Source organism: Methylophilus sp. (assembly GCF_008015755.1).
Classification (GTDB): domain Bacteria; phylum Pseudomonadota; class Gammaproteobacteria; order Burkholderiales; family Methylophilaceae; genus Methylophilus.
Genome location: NZ_SSGF01000024.1, coordinates 41,998 through 61,120 on the forward strand (window position 1 = coordinate 41,998; position 19,123 = coordinate 61,120).

The window sequence follows — 19,123 nt, forward strand, 5'->3', positions numbered from 1 at the left end:
TCATGGAGTTATGGATCGTTGTTGCCGCGGCATTGTTGGCTGGCGTGATGGATGCGATGGTTGGTGGCGGTGGCCTGGTAACGGTGCCCGCACTGCTCTCAACCTATTCGTCACTGCCGCCTGCTTTGCTGCTGGGCACCAATAAATGTTCCAGTGTGTTCGGCACCACGGTGGCGGCCTGGCGCTACAGCCATCGCGTGCGGCTGGATTGGGGCTGGCTGGCCCCGGCTGCGATGGTGGCCTTTGCCGGGTCTGGCCTGGGCGCCTGGACGCTGACCTGGATGGATCCACAATACTTGCGCAGAGGGCTCCCCTGGGTATTGCTGCTGGTGCTGGTGTATACCTTGAAAACGCCGCAATTGGGTTTGCAGCAGACGCCAATGCCGCATAGTACAAAGTCGCGCTTGTGGTTGGCGCTGGCAATTGGCGCAGGTATTGGTTGGTATGATGGTTTTTTTGGTCCAGGCACCGGTAGTTTTTTTATTTTTTTGCTGGTGCGTTGGCTCGGGCAAGACTTTCTGCATGCCTCTGCCTCGGCAAAAGTACTCAATGCGTCCACCAACGTGGCGGCGCTACTGATGTTGGCGGCCACTGGCCATGTCTGGTGGCAGGTGGGATTGTTGATGGCTGCTGCCAATGTGGTCGGCAGCCTGTTGGGGACGGCGCTAGCACTCAAACATGGGGCTGGACTGGTTCGCCGGGTATTTATGTTAGTGGTTTTGTTGCTGATTTTAAAAACAGGAATGGATGCTTATGCGGGCACTTCATGATGCTGATCCGACACCGCCCTTGGAAACCCCGCCAGCGCCGGTGTCGCTCAAGCAAGCCTTTTGGTATTGGCTTAAACTCGGATTGATTAGCTTTGGCGGCCCGGCCGGGCAGATTGCCATCATGCATCACGACCTGGTTGAGCAAAAACGCTGGATCTCAGAAAAACGTTTTTTACATGCACTCAACTATTGCATGGTGTTACCCGGACCAGAGGCGCAGCAGTTAGCCACTTACATCGGCTGGCTGATGCATCGCACTTGGGGTGGCATCATTGCCGGTGTGCTGTTTGTGTTGCCTTCATTTTTTATGCTGGTGCTATTGGCCTGGGGCTATATGGCTTATGGGCATATGCCTACCGTGGCAGGTGCGTTATACGGCATTAAACCGGCGGTGGTGGCCATCGTGCTGTTTGCCGCCTATCGCATCGGCACGCGCGCACTTAAAAACCGCGTTATGTGGGCGATTTCTGCCCTAGCATTCGTGGCGATCTTTTTATTCAAACTCCCTTTTCCCTTGATTGTACTCACAGCCGCCGGCCTGGGGTTTCTCGGCGCACGCCTGATGCCAACCTATTTTACTGTCGGCGGACATGGTGCGGCCAACCAGCATTTTGGACGCGCCATGATTGACGATGACACGCCAACACCTGCACATGCCAAGTTTAGCTGGCAGGGCATGGTCCGGGTGACCTTGACCGGGGTGGCGCTCTGGTTGCTGGTCATGGTGGGGTTGTATTGGCAGTTTGGCTGGCAAGGCGCCCTGACGCACATGGGCTGGTTTTTCAGTAAAGCGGCTTTGCTGACTTTTGGTGGCGCTTATGCGGTGTTGCCTTATGTGTATCAGGGCGCGGTGGATCATTACCACTGGCTAAGCGCGACGCAGATGATGGACGGCCTGGCGCTGGGTGAAACCACCCCCGGCCCGCTGATTATGGTGGTGACCTTTGTCGGGTTTGTTGGAGGCTGGCTGAATCAGGCATTGGCTGCACATGGGCCATTGTTTGCGGGGTTTTTAGCGGCGACAGTGGTCACTTTTTTTACTTTTTTACCCAGCTTTGTGTTTATTTTTGGCGGCGCGCCATGGATTGAAAATACGCGTGACAATGTGCGCCTGACCGCGCCGCTGAGTGCGATTACTGCCGCCGTGGTCGGTGTCATCCTCAACCTGGCCTTGTTTTTTGCCTACCATGTGTTTTTGCAAAGCCCATGGTTTGCAGGCGTGGACTGGCTGGCGATAGGCTTGGCGGTCATGGCGTGGTTGGCGTTGGCACGCTTTAAAATCAATGTGATTGCCGTGATCGCGGCGTATGCGCTGCTAGGGATGTTGGTGCAATGGCTGCGCTAGCTGGCGGCGAGCGTGAACGGCGGTGAATCTAGGTGCAGCTGGCGCCGTGCAGTCAGTGCCATGCCGTTAACTAAGCAAATAATGCTGCATGAATCTGGGCATGCGCCTGTTGTGCCAGTTGTTGCCGTGTTTGGCCGCTGGTGGTCATCGGCGTGCCAAAGTGCAAGTGCACCGTGGGCTGCAGCATCTTCAGGTAGGTGCTCATTGAAGCAATGATGGAGGTGTCACCTGCATACGCCGCCTCCAGGTTGGGCTGGCCATCTGGCAACGGGTAATGAATCGCCACCGGGATAATCTGGCTGTTGGCTTCAATGGCCGCCTGCAGTAGGCTGCTTTTAAACGGCAACACACTCAGGCCCTCGGTGGTGGTGCCTTCCGGAAACACACACAGATTGTCATTTAACTTGAGCGCATGGCTGCAAATATTCACCACGCGCGCGGCATCGCGGTTGCGCGTGCGGTTAATAAAAATAGTGCCCGACTTTCTCACCAGATAACCAAAGATAGGCCAGTCTTTGATCTCCATTTTGGCCACAAAGCGCACGGGGATCAGGCTGTTGATAGCATGAATGTCTGACCAGGAAATATGGTTGGCCACAAACAATACGCCATGGGTACGGATATCGGGTAGCTCTCCGCTGGTCGTCACCCGCAGGTTAAAGCAATGCAGCAAGCGTTTGCACCACCATTGAATAAGCCCCAGCCGCATCCAGCGATTGCAGACCGGTAGCACCAGAGCGGCTAATGTGATGCCTGTGACGACATGCAGTGTGATGCGGGTGATGCGCCACCCGCGAACGATGATTGAGGTTTGTGACAAGTTATTTCAAGAAATGCGCTGCATATCTGGGGTTCATTCGAGACAGGGGTAACAATACCAGCATATCTGCCGTATTAAAAGCCGGGTCCCAGGCAGGTTCGCCACAAATGTAGGCGCCCAGTCGCAAATAGCCTTTGACCAGTGGCGGGCAAGTGACTGTCAGTGACTGGTCCAGTGCGTCTATTGGTAATGGGTTGTGTGGAAACACGCGGTATTCAGCAGGGGACAAATAGTCTTCACGCAGGCTGTTAAACAGTGAAGCGGCCATGTGGCCGCCGTCATGCATGGAGATGCTGGCGCAACCGATCATATATTCATACTGGCGCGCCATCATGTACTTGGCCAGGCCAGCCCATAGCAGGGTAATGGTGCCACCACTACGGTAGTCAGCGTGTACGCAGGCGCGACCGACTTCTACAGTGCGGTCGCTTAATGGCGCCAAGCGGCTTAAGTCAAACTCCCCGGCAGAGTAATAGCCCCCAGCCAGCATGGCCTGCATCGGGTTGAGGATACGATAAGTGCCAACCACTTGCTGGGTAGCATCGTCGCGCACCAGCAGGTGGTCACAAAACGCATCAAAACCATCGACATCTAGTCCTTGCTGACCTTTGATTTGTGCGCCCATTTCCTCGGCAAATACCTGGTAGCGCAGTCGTTGCGCTTCCATGACTTCTTCTGCGCTGGTGGCCAGTGCCACGCTGAGCGCAGCAGCTGGCTTGCGGTTAGTCTGCGCTGAGGGTTGGATTTCAGCTTGGTATGTGCCGTGCTCTTGCAGATGGCGTTCTAACATCACGCAACTCCTTGGTTGAGGTTTAGCGTGATATTAGGAGGGCCACATGAATGATTGGTGACGTTGCTGTGACAGTTGTGTGACGGCGCGGGGCCTGATATACGGCGGACTGCATCCTATGCACAAACAAAAAGAGCGACCCACGGCCGCTCTTTTAAATGATGCTACTGATGTGCTTAGTGAGAAACGCGTGAGGTGCCGCCGTTTTCAACAATGCGTACACGGTCGCCCGCATTAAATTGCTCGTCAGCTTCTTGCACGATGGCGACCAAACCACCGCCATCCAGTTTCACCGTGATTTCATAGGCGTTTTTGCGTGTGGCTACTTCCTCTGCAGCAGAACCTGCCAGGCCACCCGCCACAGCGCCAATCACCGCGGCAATTGCGCTGCCTCTGCCGCCACCGACCGAGCTACCGGCAATCCCGCCAATGGCGCCACCGGCAATCGTACCTACAGGGGATTTAGTGCCCTCCAGTTTGACTGAGCGTACGCTCTCTACCACGCCGGTTTTAACCGTTTGCGCTTTACGCGCTTCGTCTCGTGAATACACATTGCCAGAGTTTGAACTGGCGCATGCACCCAATACCCCGGCGATCACTGCAACTACAATCCATTTGAATACACGTGTTGTCATTTTTTTCTCCTCGTATTTAACGCACCTCAGTTAGCTGGCCGTCTGACGCAGCGACGGGTCATCTTTCAACGCATCCTGTACCAGTGCATGGCTGTAAATGTTCTCAATCTCCGCACGACTTGGCTGATGGTTCTGGCCACCGCGACTGCCGATCTTGATGGCGCCCATGGTTGAAGCCAGGCGGCCACAGGCCTTCCAGTCCCACCCACGTACGATGCCGTACAGCAAGCCCGCACGGTAAGCATCGCCACAGCCGGTGGGGTCTACCAACGCCTCTGCTTTAACGCACGGAATATCGTGGCGTTGACCATCGGCATAAATATGCGAGCCTTCACCGCCCAGCGTCACGATCAGTGCTTTGACTTTAGCCGCCAATTGCTCCAATGATAAACCTGTCTTGTCTTGGATGACTTGTGACTCGTAATCGTTCACTGCCAGGTAGTCGGCCATGTCAATAAAGTGCAGCAGCTCTTCGCCATTAAACATTGGCAAGCCCTGCCCAGGGTCAAACATAAAGGGAATACCCGCATCGTGGCATTCTTGGGCATGCTGGAACATGGCATCGCGGCCATCCGGCGCAATGATCGCCAGTTTGATATCCCGTGCATCATTCACGCTGTTTGCATGTGCATGTTGCATGGCGCCCGGGTGAAAAGCGGTGATCTGATTGTCATCCATATCAGTGGTGATAAATGCTTGCGCGGTGTAGGTGCCCGCCACGGTTTTGATATGCTGCGGATCAATATTGTTCTGCTCCAGCCAGGCCTGGTAAGGCGAAAAATCATCACCGACCGTGGCCATAATCAACGGCTGGCCTTCCAGCAATTGCAGGTTGTAGCCGATGTTGCCTGCAGTGCCGCCAAATTCACGGCGCATTTCAGGCACTAAAAAGGCCACGCTGAGCTTGTGAATTTTGTCTGCCAGAATATGGTTTTTAAATTGGTCAGGAAACACCATGATGGTGTCGTAGGCCAGGGAGCCACAAATAAGAATTTTCATGAATCAGCGAGAGTCTTTAATGAGAGTGAGGCTATTATTGCCGCCAGCCAGGCTGCTGGCAAGTGGTGTATGCTGGAATCCTGTTAGGATTGTTTAATCGCTATGTCGATTAAAGTTTTGGCCGCTTTTTTGGCTGATTTAATTGCGCCCGAGCCGCGCTTGATTTGTTCGGCCTGCACCGCGCCCTCAAATAGGATGGAGAGTTGCAGCGCCAGCCCTTCGGCATCTTTAATGTTAGCGTCTTGCGCCAGCTTGGTAATAAACTGGCGAAATTCACGCGATTGCTGCGAAGACAATTGGTGAATACGGTTCTCTTCGTTGGGAAACTCTGCAGAGGCCTTGATAAAGGCGATACCCGTGAACGAAGGCGAGGTCACCCATTCTTCAATAAATTCAAACAGCTTTTGGATTCTTTCATTTGGGCTGCCACCTAGGCCGCCCAGCTTATCGTTCATCCAGTTTTGAAAGTCCTGGTGGCTTTGCTGTAGCACGGCCAGAATCAATTCTTCCTTGGTCTCAAAATACTTATAGAGCGTCATTTTGGTGGTGCCAGCCACGGCCACAATGGTATCGACGCCGGTCGAATTAATACCGCGCGTCTGAAACAGGTCAGTGGATACCTGAAGAATCTTTTGTTTTAAAGTATTCATGATTTAATTATAGCACTCTATACTGATTTGTATAGTTGTCAGATTTGCGGTAAGGAATAAATCCTCTTGATTTAATTTTAGTTATCGTGTTAAATATACTATACCGTATAGTATACTTTTATGGTCAATCAATTACACAAGGAGAACATCATGCGTCAACTACAATCATTGGTATTAGCGACATTATTGGCTGCAGCAGGCAGCGCGTTTGCGGCAGAGCCGTTATTTGTGGTCAAGTCAGTTGAACTCAACCAGCCAGTGGATGTGGTTTGGAAAAAAGTGGCTGATTTTGGCGATCTGGGTGCCTGGCATCCAGCGGTGGCTAAAACGGAGATTGTGTCTGGTAAAAACAACAATGCCGGTGCCCAGCGCGTTTTAACGCTACAAGATGGCGGTAAAGTGAATGAAACATTGACCGCTTACAACGCTAAATCTAAAAGCTATTCTTACAAAATTACCGGTGGCGTGTTGCCAGTCAATGAGTACGCCTCAACTGTTAGCGTGCACAGCAATGGTGATGGCAAGTCTGTGGTGGTGTGGGAAAGCCACTTTTTGCCCAAAGCGCCAGCAGATGAAAAAGCAGCTTCTGATACGATCAAAGGTGTGTACGATGGTGGTTTAAATCAGCTGAAAACCTTGTTCCAGTAATCGGTTAGGTGTTCGCCAAAGGCCGTCGCGTATGCGACGGCTTTTTTATTTGGAGTTGACCATCAATTTGGGCGTGTAATTACATTTCACCTGGTCTAGCAACTGATTGACCAAGACTTGTTCGTCGCGATTGGTGGTGACATGACCATTGATGATGTTTTCAATATAAACGCTTTTTAATCGCTCGGGCAGTTGGATGGCTTCGAGCAGGCGACAATCGCCGTGCTTCATGGTCTCGAGGCGGCTGTAAATGGCGGCCGTTTCCGACGGGCTGGCTTCTTGTGATAGCGGGTGTGTGGGTGGTGGATCGTCTGGCGCTTTTGCCTGTATTAACGGGTCTGGCGTAACCTGCATGTGCCAATAATAACCGCCTGTGATGCCAAGAAATAAGGTCAGCATGACTACGCCATAATTGCGGATGGCCAGCCAGTCGATCTCACGTTTGGTTTGCACGTCGATGAGTGCCTGCGCTGCCTGCTTGGCTTGTTGCAAGGCGGTTGATTGTGGGTGTAGCAGTTTTTCCTGACAAGCGCTGAGCGCCATAAAATACAATTGATTCGCCAGCATATCAGGTAGCCTGGCGCCCGCCTGGTGTGCCTGGCTGGTCAGATAGTTTTGCAAACGGTCTGCCGGGTAGCTATCTGCTGCAGGTGTTGGTGTTTGCTGGGCGATCGGGCTTGAAAGCAGGTCATCCAGAATATTAAACAGCGCTAAAAGCCTGTGGGAAGCTGGCCTGCCGGATTTGTCCAGCATGCGTATCAGCCAATCGGATTGCAGTAATGCGTGGAGCATGCAGTTAAAACGGTTTGGTCACCACTAAAATGACGACCGCAAACAACAGTAGCACAGGCACCTCGTTAAACCAGCGAAACCAGACGTGACTATGATGGTTTTGTTGGGCGCGGAACTGTTTTAGTAGTCTGCCGCAGTAATGGTGATAGCCGATCAGCACAATCACCAGCGTCAATTTGGCATGCAGCCAGCCGCCCTTGAAACCATAACCCAGCCAGAGCCAGATGCCGAAAGCCAGCGCCAGTAACATCAGTGGCTGCATAAAACGATAGAGCTTATGTGCCATCAATAGCAAGCGGGCCTGGGCTTGTGGGTCTTGCTCCATGGCCAGGTTGACGTAAATGCGCGGCAGGTAAAACAAGCCAGCAAACCAGCTGGTGACAAAAATAAGATGAAACGCCTTGATCCACAACATTTAGCTGGTGCCTTTGTCTAGTAATTTGCGCAACTCAGTAAAGTTGAGTTCGCCGATGGTTTTTTGCAGGCGATTGCCCTGGGCGTCATAAATAAAGGTAGTCGGAGTGAGATTGACATCACCAAAGGCCTTCACCATTTCACCGTAGCCGTCATGCATGACGCTGAAAGGCAGGGCTTTTTCTTTGGTGTAATTGGCGACTTGCGCAGGCGGGTCATACGGCATGGCGACCGCGATCACCACCAGGTTTTTGTCTTTATATTGCTGATAGGTGTTGATCAGGTCTGGCATTTCTTTGATGCAGCCAGGGCAGTCGGTGGCCCAAAAATTTACCAGCACGGTTTTACCGCGCAGGGATTCCATGCTGATTTTCTCGCCACTCAAGGTGGTAAAAGTGACCTCTGGCGCTTGTGGTTTTTGCATCACCGCCAGCGTCAACCCCGCAAACAGTGCCAGCGCGACCAGCGGCACCAGCCATTTTTTAAGCTTAGATTTGAATGTAGACATCTGAAAACCTGATTAGTCAAAAACCCTAGCGGCAGTACCGTGTTTGTGCCGAATTCGGCGTGGTATAATTGGCTTTTGTTTTTGATAAATTATCAATGAACGCACCTGTCAACGCAGATTTGTTAAAGCACAATTCTACTCCTCTCACGCGTTTACGCGAAATCCCGTATAACTATACCTCGTTCTCTGACCGCGAAATTGTGATTCGGTTTCTGGGCGAAGAGGTCTGGGACATCCTGAACGTCTTGCGCGCAGAGCGCAAAACCGGCCGCAGCGCACGCATGCTGTTTGAGGTGTTAGGGGATTTATGGGTGGTGTCGCGCAACCCTTATCTGCAGGATGACTTGCTGGAAAATCCCAAGCGCCGCAAAGCGCTGATTGAGGCCTTGTACCACCGGATTTCTGCTATTAACGAGCGCAGCAGCGGTAACGATAAAGTGCAAAAATTGGTGGCTGCGGCCACGAAAGCCGTTGAGAAGTTTGCCGACGACTTTAAACAAACCGCAGATTTGCGTAAAAGAGCCCTGGCCAAACTGACCAAGTTTACGCGTAAGGATAACGTACAGTTTGATGGTCTGGCGCGCGTGTCACACGTGACCGACGCTACCGACTGGCGCGTGGAGTATCCGTTTGTGGTGATCAATCCGGATACTGAGGCTGAGATCTCTTATCTGGTGCGCGCGTGTATCGAATTAGGCTTGACCATTATCCCGCGTGGCGGTGGTACTGGTTATACCGGTGGTGCCGTGCCGTTGACACCCTTGTCTGCCGTGATCAATACCGAAAAATTGGACCAGCACACTGGCGTGCAAATGCGTACCTTGCCAGGGGTCTCGCGCCAAGTCGCCACCATTGAGTGTGGCGCCGGGGTGGTGACACGTCGCGCAATGGATGCAGCCACGGCTGCCGGGCTTGAGTTCGCCTGCGACCCCACCTCTGCGGATGCCTGCTGTATCGGCGGCAACGTCGCCATGAACGCCGGTGGTAAAAAAGCCGTGCTGTGGGGCACCGCGCTGGACAACCTCGCCTCATGGCGCATGGTGACGCCAGATGCGACCTGGCTGGAAGTGGAGCGCCTAGACCATAACCTGGGCAAAATTCACGACATCGAGCTGGCGCGCTTTAAAATCAGCCGCTACGACATCGACTTTAAAAACCTGCTGTCCGAGCCAGAGATTCTCGAAATTCCTGGCCCTAGCTTCCGTAAAGTCGGCCTAGGCAAAGACGTGACAGACAAGTTTTTGTCTGGTTTGCCTGGCGTGCAAAAAGAAGGTTGTGATGGTCTGATTACCTCTGCCACCTTTATTCTGCACCGCATGCCCAAGCATGTGCGTACGATTGCGCTGGAGTTTTTTGGCAATGTGTCGCACGCGGTGCCTGCGATTGTTGAAATTAAAGACTATCTGGATGCCACGGCCAAACAAGACCCGGCCGTGATTATGGCGGGTCTGGAGCACATGGACGAGCGCTATGTGAAAGCCGTGGGTTACGCGACAAAGGCTGCGCGTCAGCAACGCCCAAAAATGGTGTTGTTATGCGATATCGCTTCTGATGACGAAAACGCCGTAGGTGAAGTGGCGTCTGCCGTGGTGCGTATGTGTAACGCCCGTAACGGTGAAGGCTTTATTGCGGTCTCCGCTGAGGCACGTAAAAAATTCTGGTTAGACCGTTCACGTACCGCAGCGATTGCGCGCCATACCAACGCCTTTAAAATCAACGAAGACGTAGTGATTCCATTGCCGCGCCTCGGTGAGTATTCTGACGGCATTGAGCGCATCAATATCGAATTGTCGATTCAAAACAAACTGCGTTTGGTCGATGAATTAGAGGCCTTTGTCTCTGGCGATTTGCCCTTGCAGCCGGACGAGGACGGTAATGCTGACCCTGAAGGCGTGAAATCCAAGCAGAATATTGCGCTGCAATTGTTGCGCGATGTGCGCGCCAAATGGCGGTTGTTGCTGAATACGTTGGATGAGCCTGTGACTGTGTTGGGCGAGTTGGGCAAGGCGTTTACGCAATATGACAACGTGTTCCGTGCCGTACAATCTTACGATTTGCGCGTCTCCTGGAAGCGTGAGCTCAAGCGCCCAATGGCAGACATTTTTGCCGGCCGCGAATTCCAGAAAATTTTGGATAAACTGGACGAAATCCAGAAAACCGTGTTGAAGAGCCGCGTGTTTATCGCGCTGCACATGCACGCCGGTGACGGTAACGTGCACACCAATATCCCGGTCAACTCTGACGACTACGGCATGATGCAAGATGCCCACGCTGCCGTGGCACGGGTGATGGACCTGGCACGTGGCCTCAATGGCGTGATTTCTGGTGAGCACGGCATTGGCATTACCAAAATGGAGTTTTTGGACCAGGCAACCATTGATACGTTTGCTAAATACAAGGCCAAAGTAGACCCGGAAGGTCGCTTTAACAAGGGCAAGCTGATGGCTGGTTCTGGGCTGGAAAACGCCTATACGCCTAGCTTTGGCTTGCTGGAACAAGAGTCTATCATCATGGAGCAGTCTGCTATCGGCGAGATTGCGGATGATATTTCTGACTGCCTGCGCTGCGGTAAGTGTAAGCCGGTGTGTTCTACCCATGTGCCACGCGCTAACTTACTCTACTCACCACGTAACAAGATTCTGGGTACCTCACTGCTGATCGAAGCCTTCTTATATGAAGAGCAGACGCGTCGCGGTATTTCACTCAAGCATTTTGATGAGTTCAACGATGTCGCCGACCATTGTACGGTCTGCCACCGTTGCGAGAAACCATGCCCGGTCAATATCGACTTTGGTGATGTGTCAGTGAAGATGCGCAACTTCTTGCGCGAACAGGGTAAAAAGAAATTCAACCCTGGCACCGCGGCAGGCATGTTGTACCTCAACGCCAAAGACCCGGCGACCATTAAATTCCTGCGCGGCACCATGATAGGCATGGGCTATAAAGCGATTAATATTGCCAATAGCCTGGCTAAGAAATTTGGTCTGCTTAAGGATAAAAAAGCGCCACCAGCCACCGTAGGCAAGGCTGAAATCAAGGCGCAGGTGATTCACTTTATTAATCGCCCGATGCCGAAGAAAATGCAGTCCAAAACCTCACGGGCGATGTTGGGCGTGGAAGACGACACCATGATCCCGGTGATTCGGAATCCGCAAAAAGTGACCGAGGATTCGGAAGCCGTGTTCTATTTCCCAGGCTGCGGTTCTGAGCGCTTGTTCTCTAACGTCGGTCTGGCCACGCAAGCCATGCTGTACGAAGTCGGCGCGATTACCGTGCTGCCACCAGGCTATCTGTGTTGCGGCTATCCGCAAACGGCTTCTGGCAACCATGACAAAGGCCAGGAGATTACGGCGGATAACCGTGTACTGTTCCACCGTGTCGCCAATACACTCAATTACCTAGATATTAAAACGGTGATTGTGTCTTGCGGTACGTGTATGGATCAGTTGCAGAAATACGAGTTCGAGAAGATTTTCCCGGGCTGCCGTCTGCTCGATATCCACGAATACCTGATGGAAAAAGACATGCGTCTGCAAGGTGTGACCGGGACACGTTATATGTACCATGACCCATGCCACTCGCCGATGAAAACCTATAAGCCACTGGAAGTCACCAATAAGCTGATGGGCACTGATGTTGCTTTGAATGACCGTTGCTGCGGTGAATCTGGCACCTTCGCGGCGGCACGTCCTGATATTGCGACCCAAGTGAAATTCCGCAAGCAGGAAGAACTGGAAAAAGGCATGGAAAAAATGGGCCTGACCGTGGGTGCCCCTGAGCAGGCAGTCAAAATTTTGACCTCTTGCCCAAGCTGCCTACAAGGCTTGTCACGCTACGGTGATGACACAGGGATTGAAGCCGACTACATTGTGGTGGAAATGGCCAAGCATGTACTGGGTGAAAACTGGATGGAAAATTACATCCAGAAAGCCAATAACGGCGGCATTGAAAAAGTGCTGCTGTAAATCAAATAAACCCCGCGCAAGCGGGGTTTGTGTTAGTGGTTATGCCTGCGCGACTTATTGCTGGCGCGCTTTGAGGTAGACATAAATGCCCGCCCACGTCATGACCACAAAGATAATGGCAATCACGATAAAACTCATCAAACCATAGTCAGTAGATAACAAATCAATCAAAATTTTCATAGGGTTTCCTCCTCTAAGCTAGTCATCTGGCAAGCAATGTCTCTGAGGATTATTTTGAACCCTATTGCTAACATGGTTTTTGATGTAACGCAAAAGTGATGCAGGCGACAACCGCTGAAATAAGGGTTGTCGACACTGCACTCAAAAATTGTTCAGGAAAATAACGGATGAATATTTACCCGCTGCTTAAGCCGCTGCTGTTTCAACTGGATGCAGAGCAGGCGCACGACCTCACCTTGCAATCGCTCAAGCGCGCTGAAAAACTGGGACTGCTGGCATTAGCCGCAGGCCGTATGCCTGAGCAACCGACACAAGTGATGGGGCTGACGTTTCCTAACCCGGTCGGCCTAGCCGCTGGTCTGGATAAAAACGCCGCCGTGATTGATGGTATGGCAGCGCTAGGCTTCGGGTTTATTGAAGTTGGTACCGTCACGCCACGCGCACAACCCGGCAATCCCAAGCCACGCTTGTTCCGTTTGCCTGAAGCGCAGGCGATTATTAACCGCTTTGGTTTTAACAACTTGGGTGTGGATCAACTGATCCAAAACGTCAAAGCCGCCAAATTTACGGGCATTTTGGGCATCAATATCGGTAAAAATTTTGATACGCCTAACGACAGGGCAGCCGAGGATTACCTGACCTGCATGCGCAAAGTGTATAGCCATGCCAGCTATATCACGGTGAATATTTCTTCGCCCAACACCAAAAACCTGCGCGCCTTGCAGGAAAAAGACGCGCTGGGCCAATTGCTAGCCACCCTTAAGTCAGAACAAAAAATCCTGTCGCAAGTGCATGGCAAATATGTTCCCGTGGTGCTTAAAATCGCGCCGGACCTGACGACCGAACAAGTGCAGGAAATCGCTGAATTGCTCATGCAGCACAGCATGGATGGCGTCATTGCTACCAACACCACGCTGGCACGTCAGGCGGTGGCCGGTTTAAAACATGCAGAAGAGGCGGGTGGCTTATCTGGCGCGCCGGTCAAGGCAGGCGCTACACGCGTGATTCAAACCCTGGCGGCAACCCTGCAAGGCAGTTTGCCGATTATTGGTGTCGGTGGCATTTTAAATGGTGAGGATGCCAAAGAAAAAATGGCTGCAGGCGCCAGCCTGGTGCAGTTGTACAGTGGCCTGATTTATAAAGGGCCACAACTCATCAAGGATTGCCGCAAAGCACTGCTCTAATGGCATTGCCTATTCTTTACTCCTACCGCCGTTGTCCGTATGCCATGCGTGCGCGCATGGCGTTGTGGGCAGCTAATATCCAGCTTGAAGTGCGTGAAGTGTCATTGCGCGACAAACCTGCGCATTTATTGCAAATTTCCCCCAAAGGCACTGTGCCCGTCTTGCAACTGCCAGATGGCAAGGTGCTGGAGCAAAGCCTGGAGATTATGCAGTGGGCATTAGCGCAGCATGACCCACAAGGTTGGTTACATGCTGATGGTGAAGCCGCGAATCACTTCATTAGTATCAATGATGGTGATTTTAAACAAGCGCTCGATCGCTATAAATATCCGGAACGTTACCCGGAGCAACCACAATTGGTTTACCGCCAGCAAGGCGAGCAGTTTTTGTTACTGTTAGAAACGGCTTTGCAGCAACATCCTTTTTTGTTGGGTGATTCTGCCAGCATGGCCGATGTGGCAATTTTTCCGTTTATTCGACAGTTTGCAGCGGTGGATGCTGAGTGGTTTGCGGGGAGTGCTTATCCGCAATTGCGGGATTGGTTAGAGGGATGGTTGGAAAGCCCTTTGTTTGCAGAGATTATGCAGAAATTTCCTACTTACAACGAGATGATTGCTTAGGCCAAGATTCAGGCTTGGTTGATTACAATAAAAGGTTATTCTTTTTTGTAATGTTTCTTTCGCCTCTACGGCGACTTTCATTCTCATGCTTATCCATCAGCCTTATTCGTGGGGGGGCATTTTTGCCCATGCGTTTGTGGTTGTTTGTTAGGTTTCTTTTCGCCCTTAGGCGAGTTACTTTTCTTTGCTTGCCCAAAGAATAAGTAACCAAAAGAAATGCACCCCAGCTTCCGCTTTTATCCTGCGTTGCTCGCCAAAGTGGGCGTCCATCGAAACTCGCCCTGACAAGCCACACAAAACGTGGCTTGTTGCGGAGCTCAAACATCCGATGGTCGAAAGCTCCCACTTCGCCTGCGCTACTCGGCGCGTCAGATGGGGACCCCGAACACCATGCGACTGCCACCGCTCCTAAATTAAACAAAGAAGAAAAAAGAATCTTGTTTTTAAACCGTCCAAATCTCGTCAATGTGAGTTTAGCGAGAATAATCCCATTCCATCAGGCTGAGTAGCGGAAACAAAATAAGAGAAGAGGGAGCGACTGTCCGAATCCCGCGGTGGGCTGCGTAGTTTGCAGCCCGCTAGGATGAGTTTCGTGACCGGCTTATTTTGTTGAGCAACGCAAGGGAGCCGAAGGCCGTGATGGCTGGGGGCCCTCTTCTTTGGTTACTTTCTGTGGGGCAAGCAACAGAAAGTAACTCGCCGAGAGGCGAAAAAGATAGTTATTAGTACGCCAAAGGAAATTTTGGACCTCAATAGTAATTCAAAAGAGTTATTTTTGAAGTCTTTTACGTGAGTTGAGTCGCTTAATTAGAATGAATCCACAACTGCTGCATTACTCGTTGAGTATCTTTTGTTCCACTGTTTAAAAACACAAAATCCCCAGCCTCAGTGGCAACATTAAGCATCTGTTTTTGCTCCAGCACCTGTTGCAAGCGCTTGGCAACCGCAGCCCCGGTATCAATCAAGGTGACTTCGGGCCCCACAATCTCTTGAATATGCTTTTTAACAAACGGGTAGTGTGTGCAGCCCAGCACTATGGTATCTGCGCCTGCTGCCATCAACGGTTGGCAGTATTGTTGCAATAGAGCTAGTGTCTGTGGGCTATCCAGCTGCCCCTGTTCTATGCACTCTACCAGTCCCACGCAGGCTTGTGTCACGACCTGAACGCCCTGACCATAATGTTCTAGCAGGGCGGCGAATTGCGCGCTTTTGAGGGTGCCAGTGGTTGCGAGTACGCCTATGATGCCATTGTTGCTGGCAGCCGCAGCGGGTTTGACGGCGGGTTCCATGCCGATAATGGGCAGTGTGTAACGCTCACGCATGGCGGCGATGGCGGCCGCGGTGGCGGTGTTACAGGCGACGACCAACGCTTTGGCGCCGTGGCCGATGAGTGTGTCGGCAATGGTGAAGCAGCGTTGCTGGATTTCGGTCGCGGTTTTATTGCCATAAGGCGCATGCGCGCTGTCGGCAAAATAGATGAAATGTTCGTGTGGCAGTTGGTGGGTTAAATGCTGGAGTACGCTAAGGCCGCCGACCCCGGAATCCATCACCCCGACCGGGGCATTGACTGCAATCGCTGAGCACATCGAAATGGCACGGTATGATTTATAATGGTTGGATTATATCGGATTTTAGACAGGTATCAGGCATGGCCAACCGGCTGAGCAAGATTTACACACGCACTGGCGATAGCGGCACAACAGGGCTCGGCGATGGCTCGCGCGTAGCGAAGTATGATTTGCGAGTGGAAGCCATGGGCGACGTGGACGAGCTCAATGCGGTGCTAGGCATGTTGCTGGTGGAAGATCTGGAAGATGAGGTGCGTGACAGCTTGCTGGCGATCCAGCATGATTTGTTCGACCTGGGCGGGGAGCTGTGCATGCCAGGACACCACTTTATACAAGCTGGACGCGTGACGTTTCTGGAAATGACGCTGGATGCATGGAATGAAACGTTGCCACCATTGAAGGAATTTATCCTGCCGGGTGGTAGCCGGGCGGCGGCTGTGTGCCATTTGGCGCGTACAGTCTGCCGTCGTGCCGAGCGGGTGTTACATGCCTTGCATGCGCAATCGCCGGTAACCGCTGAAGCATTGCAATACCTGAACCGTTTGTCCGATTTATTGTTTGTCCTGTGTCGCGCGCTGAACCGGCATGCAGGCGTACCCGATGTCCTGTGGAATAACCAACATAAACTGTAGCGCAGCCGTGCTGACGCTCGAAATACAAAACGAATGATTAAACAATTACTGCAAAAAGTCTTCCGGCGTCGTGCCAGCGCGAACACCCATACCCAATTGCCTGCGGCGCAAATCATCCCGGCGGGCAAACACAAAATCAACCAGAAGCACATCAGTCAGGCTGCACTGAAAACCTGTGACCAGCTACAGAAAGCGGGTTTTAAGGCCTATATTGTCGGTGGTGCCGTGCGCGATTTGCTGCTCAACCATCCGCCCAAGGACTTTGATGTGGCGACCAATGCCACGCCCGAGCAGGTGCATAAGGTGTTTCGCCGCTCACGTATTATTGGACGCCGATTCAGGCTGGTACATGTGTTGTGGGGGCACGAGACGATAGAAGTCTCGACATTCCGTGGCCATCACCTCAGTGAAGGGGATGCTGAAACCAATGACAGTGGCCGTATCATCCGCGACAATGTATTTGGCAGCATAGAAGAAGATGCGGTGCGCCGTGATTTCACCGCCAATGCCTTGTATTACGATCCTAAGCGGCAGGAAGTCCTCGATTTCCATCATGGGGTGGCTGATATCCGCGCCAAAATGCTACGCATTATCGGCGACCCGGTCACGCGTTACCAGGAAGACCCGGTGCGCATGCTGCGCGCGGTGCGCCTGTCGGCCAAATTGGGCCTCAAACTGGAAAAGTCTACCGAAGCGCCAATCCGAAAACTGGCTGACCTGCTCGAAGATGTGCCACCCAGTCGCCTGTTCGATGAAATGCTCAAATTGTTCCTGTCCGGCCATGCGATTGAGAGCATCAATGCCTTGCGCGCGCAGCATCTGCACCACGGTCTGCTGCCGCTGCTCGACGTGGTGCTGGAGCAGCCCCTGGGTGAAAAGTTTGTCATGCTGGCGCTGAAAAATACTGATGAGCGCATTCTGTCCGGCAAATCTTCCAACCCCAGTTTTTTGTTTGCCACCTTGCTGTGGCATGAGGTATTGCTGGCCTGGCAGGAAAACCAAAAGCGTGGCGAGCACATGATCCCGGCCTTGCATGAGGCCATGAATGAAGTCATTCATAAGCAGGCCGAAAAAATGGCGATTCATAACCGCTATACCTCGACCATGAAGGAAATCTGGGCCATGCAACCGCGCTTTGAACAACGCTCCGGTAAGCGCCCATATGCCTTGCTGACTAATCCCAAATACCGGGCCGGATATGATTTCCTGCTGCTGCGTTGTGCCTCTGGTGAGCTGCCGCAGGAGATAGGCGACTGGTGGACACGGTTTGCCGACGCCGGCACTGAGGAGCGTACGGCCATGTTATTGCCTGAAAACGGCCCAAAAAAACGCCGCCGTAAACCGCGCAAGAAAAAGCCCGCTGGCGAGGAACCGGCTTAATGGCGACAGCCCTGATTGCGCTGGGCAGTAATTTGCAACAGCCGGAGAAACAGGCCAGCAAAGCGATTGAAGTGTTGGCTAACACGCCTGGCCTGAGGTTAATCAGAGCCTCCAGCCTGTATGCGACGGCACCAGTGGGTTATGATAACCAGCCTGACTTTATCAATGCCGTGGTGCAGATGGCGACCGATATCCCGGCGCCGCAATTGATGCAGCTTTTACTCAATATTGAACAGACCTTTGGCCGCGAGCGCCCATTCCCCAATGCACCGCGTATCCTGGATCTCGATCTGCTGGACTATGACGGTATGCAACTGGACACCGAGCTTTTGAAGCTGCCACATCCGCGCATGCACGAACGCGGTTTTGTCATTTTACCCCTAGCTGAAATTGTGCCCGACTTTATGCTGCCACAGGGAAAGACTGTTGTAGAATGGGTAGCAGAATCTCAGCACCCTGATATTAGAAAAATTGGGATGTGAAAAAGTTAGCATGAATAAAACTGGGACGTGCGCATACTGGCACTGATTTAATAAGCTGAACGAGCAAGAACAATGTTTAACCGTTTCCCTTATGTCGTGATTGAAGGCCCCATAGGCAGTGGCAAAACCACCTTGGCACGCATGCTGGCCGATAAGTTTTCAGTCGAGCTGCTGTCTGAAAAAGCCGAAGCCAATCCATTCCTCACCCGCTTTTACCAGGATGCCCAGCGCTACGCCTTGCCTACCCAGTTATTCTTCCTGTTCCAGCGTTCGCGCCAGATTGAAGATATGGCCCAGCGTGATATGTTCGGCCAGCCGACGGTTTCAGATTTCTTCCTCGAGAAAGACCCGCTGTTTGCGCGGTTAAACCTGGATGACGAAGAGTATTCGCTTTACCACCAGATTTACCAGCACTTGCAGCTCAAGGCACCTAAACCGGATTTGGTGGTGTATTTGCAGACGCCGGTCGATGCACTGATGGACCGCATAGAAGAGCGCAATATCAGCTACGAGCAGGATATGCCGCGCGAATATATTGCGCGCCTGGCAGAGGCTTACAGCGAATTTTTTCACGCCTATGATGCCTCACCTTTGCTCATCGTCAATAACGAAAAGCTCAATATCATTAAAGACCCTGAAGCTTTTGATTTGCTGATTGAACGCATTGGTCAGATCAAGAGCAGCCGCGAGTACTTTAACCCTAACTTTTAATTGAAATGTGATCGGTCACAAGTGTGTGCC

At 52.2% G+C, this 19,123-nt stretch carries 20 protein-coding genes; 10 read left to right on the top strand and 10 right to left on the bottom strand.

Translation table 11 applies throughout. The features are described from left to right. The first annotated feature begins 2 nt into the window (after nucleotides 1–2). Nucleotides 3–770: a TSUP family transporter gene (locus E6Q52_RS10005; protein ID WP_292821590.1), complete on the top strand. Its 768-nt coding sequence runs from the start codon at nucleotides 3–5 to the stop codon at nucleotides 768–770. Continuing rightward, nucleotides 754–2,115, top strand: a complete 1,362-nt coding sequence (gene chrA / locus E6Q52_RS10010; protein WP_292821592.1) for a chromate efflux transporter — start codon at nucleotides 754–756, stop codon at nucleotides 2,113–2,115. The genes E6Q52_RS10005 and chrA overlap by 17 nt, the downstream gene beginning before the upstream one ends. A 70-nt stretch (nucleotides 2,116–2,185) precedes the next feature. On the opposite strand, the gene E6Q52_RS10015 is transcribed toward chrA, so the two are convergent. From E6Q52_RS10015 to E6Q52_RS10035, 5 genes are all read right to left on the bottom strand, one after another. Next, nucleotides 2,186–2,935 (bottom strand): 1-acyl-sn-glycerol-3-phosphate acyltransferase, encoded by a 750-nt coding sequence (locus E6Q52_RS10015; protein WP_292821594.1) that lies wholly within the window; start codon nucleotides 2,933–2,935, stop codon nucleotides 2,186–2,188. A gap of 1 nt (nucleotide 2,936) precedes the next feature. Beyond that, the gene (locus tag E6Q52_RS10020) at nucleotides 2,937–3,725 is read right to left on the bottom strand and encodes a GNAT family N-acyltransferase (RefSeq protein ID WP_292821596.1); all 789 of its coding nucleotides are present in this window, start codon (nucleotides 3,723–3,725) and stop codon (nucleotides 2,937–2,939) included. 176 nt (nucleotides 3,726–3,901) lie between these two features. Further along, nucleotides 3,902–4,360: a glycine zipper 2TM domain-containing protein gene (locus tag E6Q52_RS10025; RefSeq protein ID WP_292821598.1), complete on the bottom strand. Its 459-nt coding sequence runs from the start codon at nucleotides 4,358–4,360 to the stop codon at nucleotides 3,902–3,904. A 30-nt stretch (nucleotides 4,361–4,390) separates the two neighbouring features. Then, nucleotides 4,391–5,359, bottom strand: coding sequence for a carbohydrate kinase family protein (locus tag E6Q52_RS10030; protein WP_292821600.1), 969 nt, complete (start codon nucleotides 5,357–5,359; stop codon nucleotides 4,391–4,393). An 83-nt stretch (nucleotides 5,360–5,442) separates the two neighbouring features. Then, nucleotides 5,443–6,009 carry a TetR/AcrR family transcriptional regulator gene (locus tag E6Q52_RS10035; RefSeq protein ID WP_292821602.1) on the bottom strand — a complete coding sequence of 189 codons (567 nt, stop codon included), beginning with the start codon at nucleotides 6,007–6,009 and terminating at the stop codon, nucleotides 5,443–5,445. A gap of 150 nt (nucleotides 6,010–6,159) precedes the next feature. Here E6Q52_RS10035 and E6Q52_RS10040 point away from each other — a divergent pair, with 150 nt between their 5' ends. Beyond that, on the top strand, nucleotides 6,160–6,657 hold the full coding sequence (locus tag E6Q52_RS10040) for an SRPBCC family protein (protein WP_292821604.1): 498 nt from the start codon (nucleotides 6,160–6,162) through the stop codon (nucleotides 6,655–6,657). 45 nt (nucleotides 6,658–6,702) lie between these two features. Here the strand turns inward: E6Q52_RS10040 and E6Q52_RS10045 are convergent, their stop codons facing one another. Genes E6Q52_RS10045 through E6Q52_RS10055 form a run of 3 tightly spaced genes read right to left on the bottom strand, consistent with a single transcriptional unit; the run spans nucleotide 6,703 to nucleotide 8,371 of the window. Continuing rightward, entirely contained in the window at nucleotides 6,703–7,449 is a 747-nt protein-coding gene (locus E6Q52_RS10045; protein WP_292821606.1) for a hypothetical protein, read from the bottom strand. Nucleotides 7,450–7,453: 4 nt separating this feature from the next. Beyond that, nucleotides 7,454–7,864 carry a CopD family protein gene (locus tag E6Q52_RS10050; protein WP_292821609.1) on the bottom strand — a complete coding sequence of 137 codons (411 nt, stop codon included), beginning with the start codon at nucleotides 7,862–7,864 and terminating at the stop codon, nucleotides 7,454–7,456. Beyond that, entirely contained in the window at nucleotides 7,865–8,371 is a 507-nt protein-coding gene (locus E6Q52_RS10055) for a TlpA disulfide reductase family protein (protein WP_292821611.1), read from the bottom strand. It abuts the gene before it with no gap. A 95-nt stretch (nucleotides 8,372–8,466) separates the two neighbouring features. Between E6Q52_RS10055 and E6Q52_RS10060 the strand changes: the two genes are divergently transcribed. Continuing rightward, nucleotides 8,467–12,336 carry a DUF3683 domain-containing protein gene (locus E6Q52_RS10060; RefSeq protein ID WP_292821613.1) on the top strand — a complete coding sequence of 1,290 codons (3,870 nt, stop codon included), beginning with the start codon at nucleotides 8,467–8,469 and terminating at the stop codon, nucleotides 12,334–12,336. A 54-nt stretch (nucleotides 12,337–12,390) separates the two neighbouring features. Here E6Q52_RS10060 and E6Q52_RS10065 read toward each other — a convergent pair whose 3' ends face one another. Continuing rightward, nucleotides 12,391–12,516, bottom strand: coding sequence for a DUF3149 domain-containing protein (locus E6Q52_RS10065; protein WP_194741635.1), 126 nt, complete (start codon nucleotides 12,514–12,516; stop codon nucleotides 12,391–12,393). 167 nt (nucleotides 12,517–12,683) lie between these two features. Between E6Q52_RS10065 and E6Q52_RS10070 the strand changes: the two genes are divergently transcribed. Beyond that, nucleotides 12,684–13,700: a quinone-dependent dihydroorotate dehydrogenase gene (locus tag E6Q52_RS10070; protein ID WP_292821617.1), complete on the top strand. Its 1,017-nt coding sequence runs from the start codon at nucleotides 12,684–12,686 to the stop codon at nucleotides 13,698–13,700. Further along, nucleotides 13,700–14,320, top strand: coding sequence for a glutathione S-transferase (locus E6Q52_RS10075; protein ID WP_292821619.1), 621 nt, complete (start codon nucleotides 13,700–13,702; stop codon nucleotides 14,318–14,320). Before E6Q52_RS10070 ends, E6Q52_RS10075 begins: the two co-directional genes overlap by 1 nt. Before the next feature lie 803 nt (nucleotides 14,321–15,123). On the opposite strand, the gene murI is transcribed toward E6Q52_RS10075, so the two are convergent. Then, the gene (gene murI, locus E6Q52_RS10080) at nucleotides 15,124–15,906 is read right to left on the bottom strand and encodes a glutamate racemase (RefSeq protein WP_287034153.1); all 783 of its coding nucleotides are present in this window, start codon (nucleotides 15,904–15,906) and stop codon (nucleotides 15,124–15,126) included. A 62-nt stretch (nucleotides 15,907–15,968) separates the two neighbouring features. Here murI and E6Q52_RS10085 point away from each other — a divergent pair, with 62 nt between their 5' ends. The 4 genes from E6Q52_RS10085 (at nucleotide 15,969) to E6Q52_RS10100 (ending at nucleotide 19,093) form a co-directional block, all read left to right on the top strand. Further along, complete coding sequence (locus tag E6Q52_RS10085) at nucleotides 15,969–16,520, top strand: cob(I)yrinic acid a,c-diamide adenosyltransferase (protein WP_026295613.1); 552 nt, start codon at nucleotides 15,969–15,971, stop codon at nucleotides 16,518–16,520. A gap of 33 nt (nucleotides 16,521–16,553) precedes the next feature. Then, a complete protein-coding gene (gene pcnB, locus E6Q52_RS10090) occupies nucleotides 16,554–17,900 on the top strand; it encodes a polynucleotide adenylyltransferase PcnB (RefSeq protein WP_287034154.1) in 1,347 nt (448 codons plus the stop codon). Then, nucleotides 17,900–18,382 (top strand): 2-amino-4-hydroxy-6-hydroxymethyldihydropteridine diphosphokinase, encoded by a 483-nt coding sequence (gene folK / locus E6Q52_RS10095; RefSeq protein WP_292821626.1) that lies wholly within the window; start codon nucleotides 17,900–17,902, stop codon nucleotides 18,380–18,382. Before pcnB ends, folK begins: the two co-directional genes overlap by 1 nt. Nucleotides 18,383–18,454: 72 nt before the next feature. Then, nucleotides 18,455–19,093, top strand: a complete 639-nt coding sequence (locus E6Q52_RS10100) for a deoxynucleoside kinase (protein ID WP_292821628.1) — start codon at nucleotides 18,455–18,457, stop codon at nucleotides 19,091–19,093. Nucleotides 19,094–19,123 lie beyond the last annotated feature (30 nt).

Excerpts from the sequence above, each read along its gene's own strand:
- E6Q52_RS10030 (WP_292821600.1), bottom strand. The coding sequence starts at position 5,359 with ATGAAAATTCTTATTTGTGGCTCCCTGGCCTACGACACCATCATGGTG.
- chrA (WP_292821592.1), top strand. The coding sequence starts at position 754 with ATGCGGGCACTTCATGATGCTGATCCGACACCGCCCTTGGAAACCCCG.
- E6Q52_RS10005 (WP_292821590.1), top strand. The coding sequence starts at position 3 with ATGGAGTTATGGATCGTTGTTGCCGCGGCATTGTTGGCTGGCGTGATG.
- E6Q52_RS10070 (WP_292821617.1), top strand. The coding sequence starts at position 12,684 with ATGAATATTTACCCGCTGCTTAAGCCGCTGCTGTTTCAACTGGATGCA.
- E6Q52_RS10100 (WP_292821628.1), top strand. The coding sequence starts at position 18,455 with ATGTTTAACCGTTTCCCTTATGTCGTGATTGAAGGCCCCATAGGCAGT.
- E6Q52_RS10075 (WP_292821619.1), top strand. The coding sequence starts at position 13,700 with ATGGCATTGCCTATTCTTTACTCCTACCGCCGTTGTCCGTATGCCATG.
- pcnB (WP_287034154.1), top strand. The coding sequence starts at position 16,554 with ATGATTAAACAATTACTGCAAAAAGTCTTCCGGCGTCGTGCCAGCGCG.
- E6Q52_RS10050 (WP_292821609.1), bottom strand. The coding sequence starts at position 7,864 with ATGTTGTGGATCAAGGCGTTTCATCTTATTTTTGTCACCAGCTGGTTT.
- E6Q52_RS10045 (WP_292821606.1), bottom strand. The coding sequence starts at position 7,449 with ATGCTCCACGCATTACTGCAATCCGATTGGCTGATACGCATGCTGGAC.
- E6Q52_RS10040 (WP_292821604.1), top strand. The coding sequence starts at position 6,160 with ATGCGTCAACTACAATCATTGGTATTAGCGACATTATTGGCTGCAGCA.
- E6Q52_RS10020 (WP_292821596.1), bottom strand. The coding sequence starts at position 3,725 with ATGTTAGAACGCCATCTGCAAGAGCACGGCACATACCAAGCTGAAATC.
- E6Q52_RS10060 (WP_292821613.1), top strand. The coding sequence starts at position 8,467 with ATGAACGCACCTGTCAACGCAGATTTGTTAAAGCACAATTCTACTCCT.
- E6Q52_RS10065 (WP_194741635.1), bottom strand. The coding sequence starts at position 12,516 with ATGAAAATTTTGATTGATTTGTTATCTACTGACTATGGTTTGATGAGT.
- E6Q52_RS10025 (WP_292821598.1), bottom strand. The coding sequence starts at position 4,360 with ATGACAACACGTGTATTCAAATGGATTGTAGTTGCAGTGATCGCCGGG.
- folK (WP_292821626.1), top strand. The coding sequence starts at position 17,900 with ATGGCGACAGCCCTGATTGCGCTGGGCAGTAATTTGCAACAGCCGGAG.
- E6Q52_RS10035 (WP_292821602.1), bottom strand. The coding sequence starts at position 6,009 with ATGAATACTTTAAAACAAAAGATTCTTCAGGTATCCACTGACCTGTTT.
- E6Q52_RS10085 (WP_026295613.1), top strand. The coding sequence starts at position 15,969 with ATGGCCAACCGGCTGAGCAAGATTTACACACGCACTGGCGATAGCGGC.
- E6Q52_RS10055 (WP_292821611.1), bottom strand. The coding sequence starts at position 8,371 with ATGTCTACATTCAAATCTAAGCTTAAAAAATGGCTGGTGCCGCTGGTC.
- murI (WP_287034153.1), bottom strand. The coding sequence starts at position 15,906 with ATGTGCTCAGCGATTGCAGTCAATGCCCCGGTCGGGGTGATGGATTCC.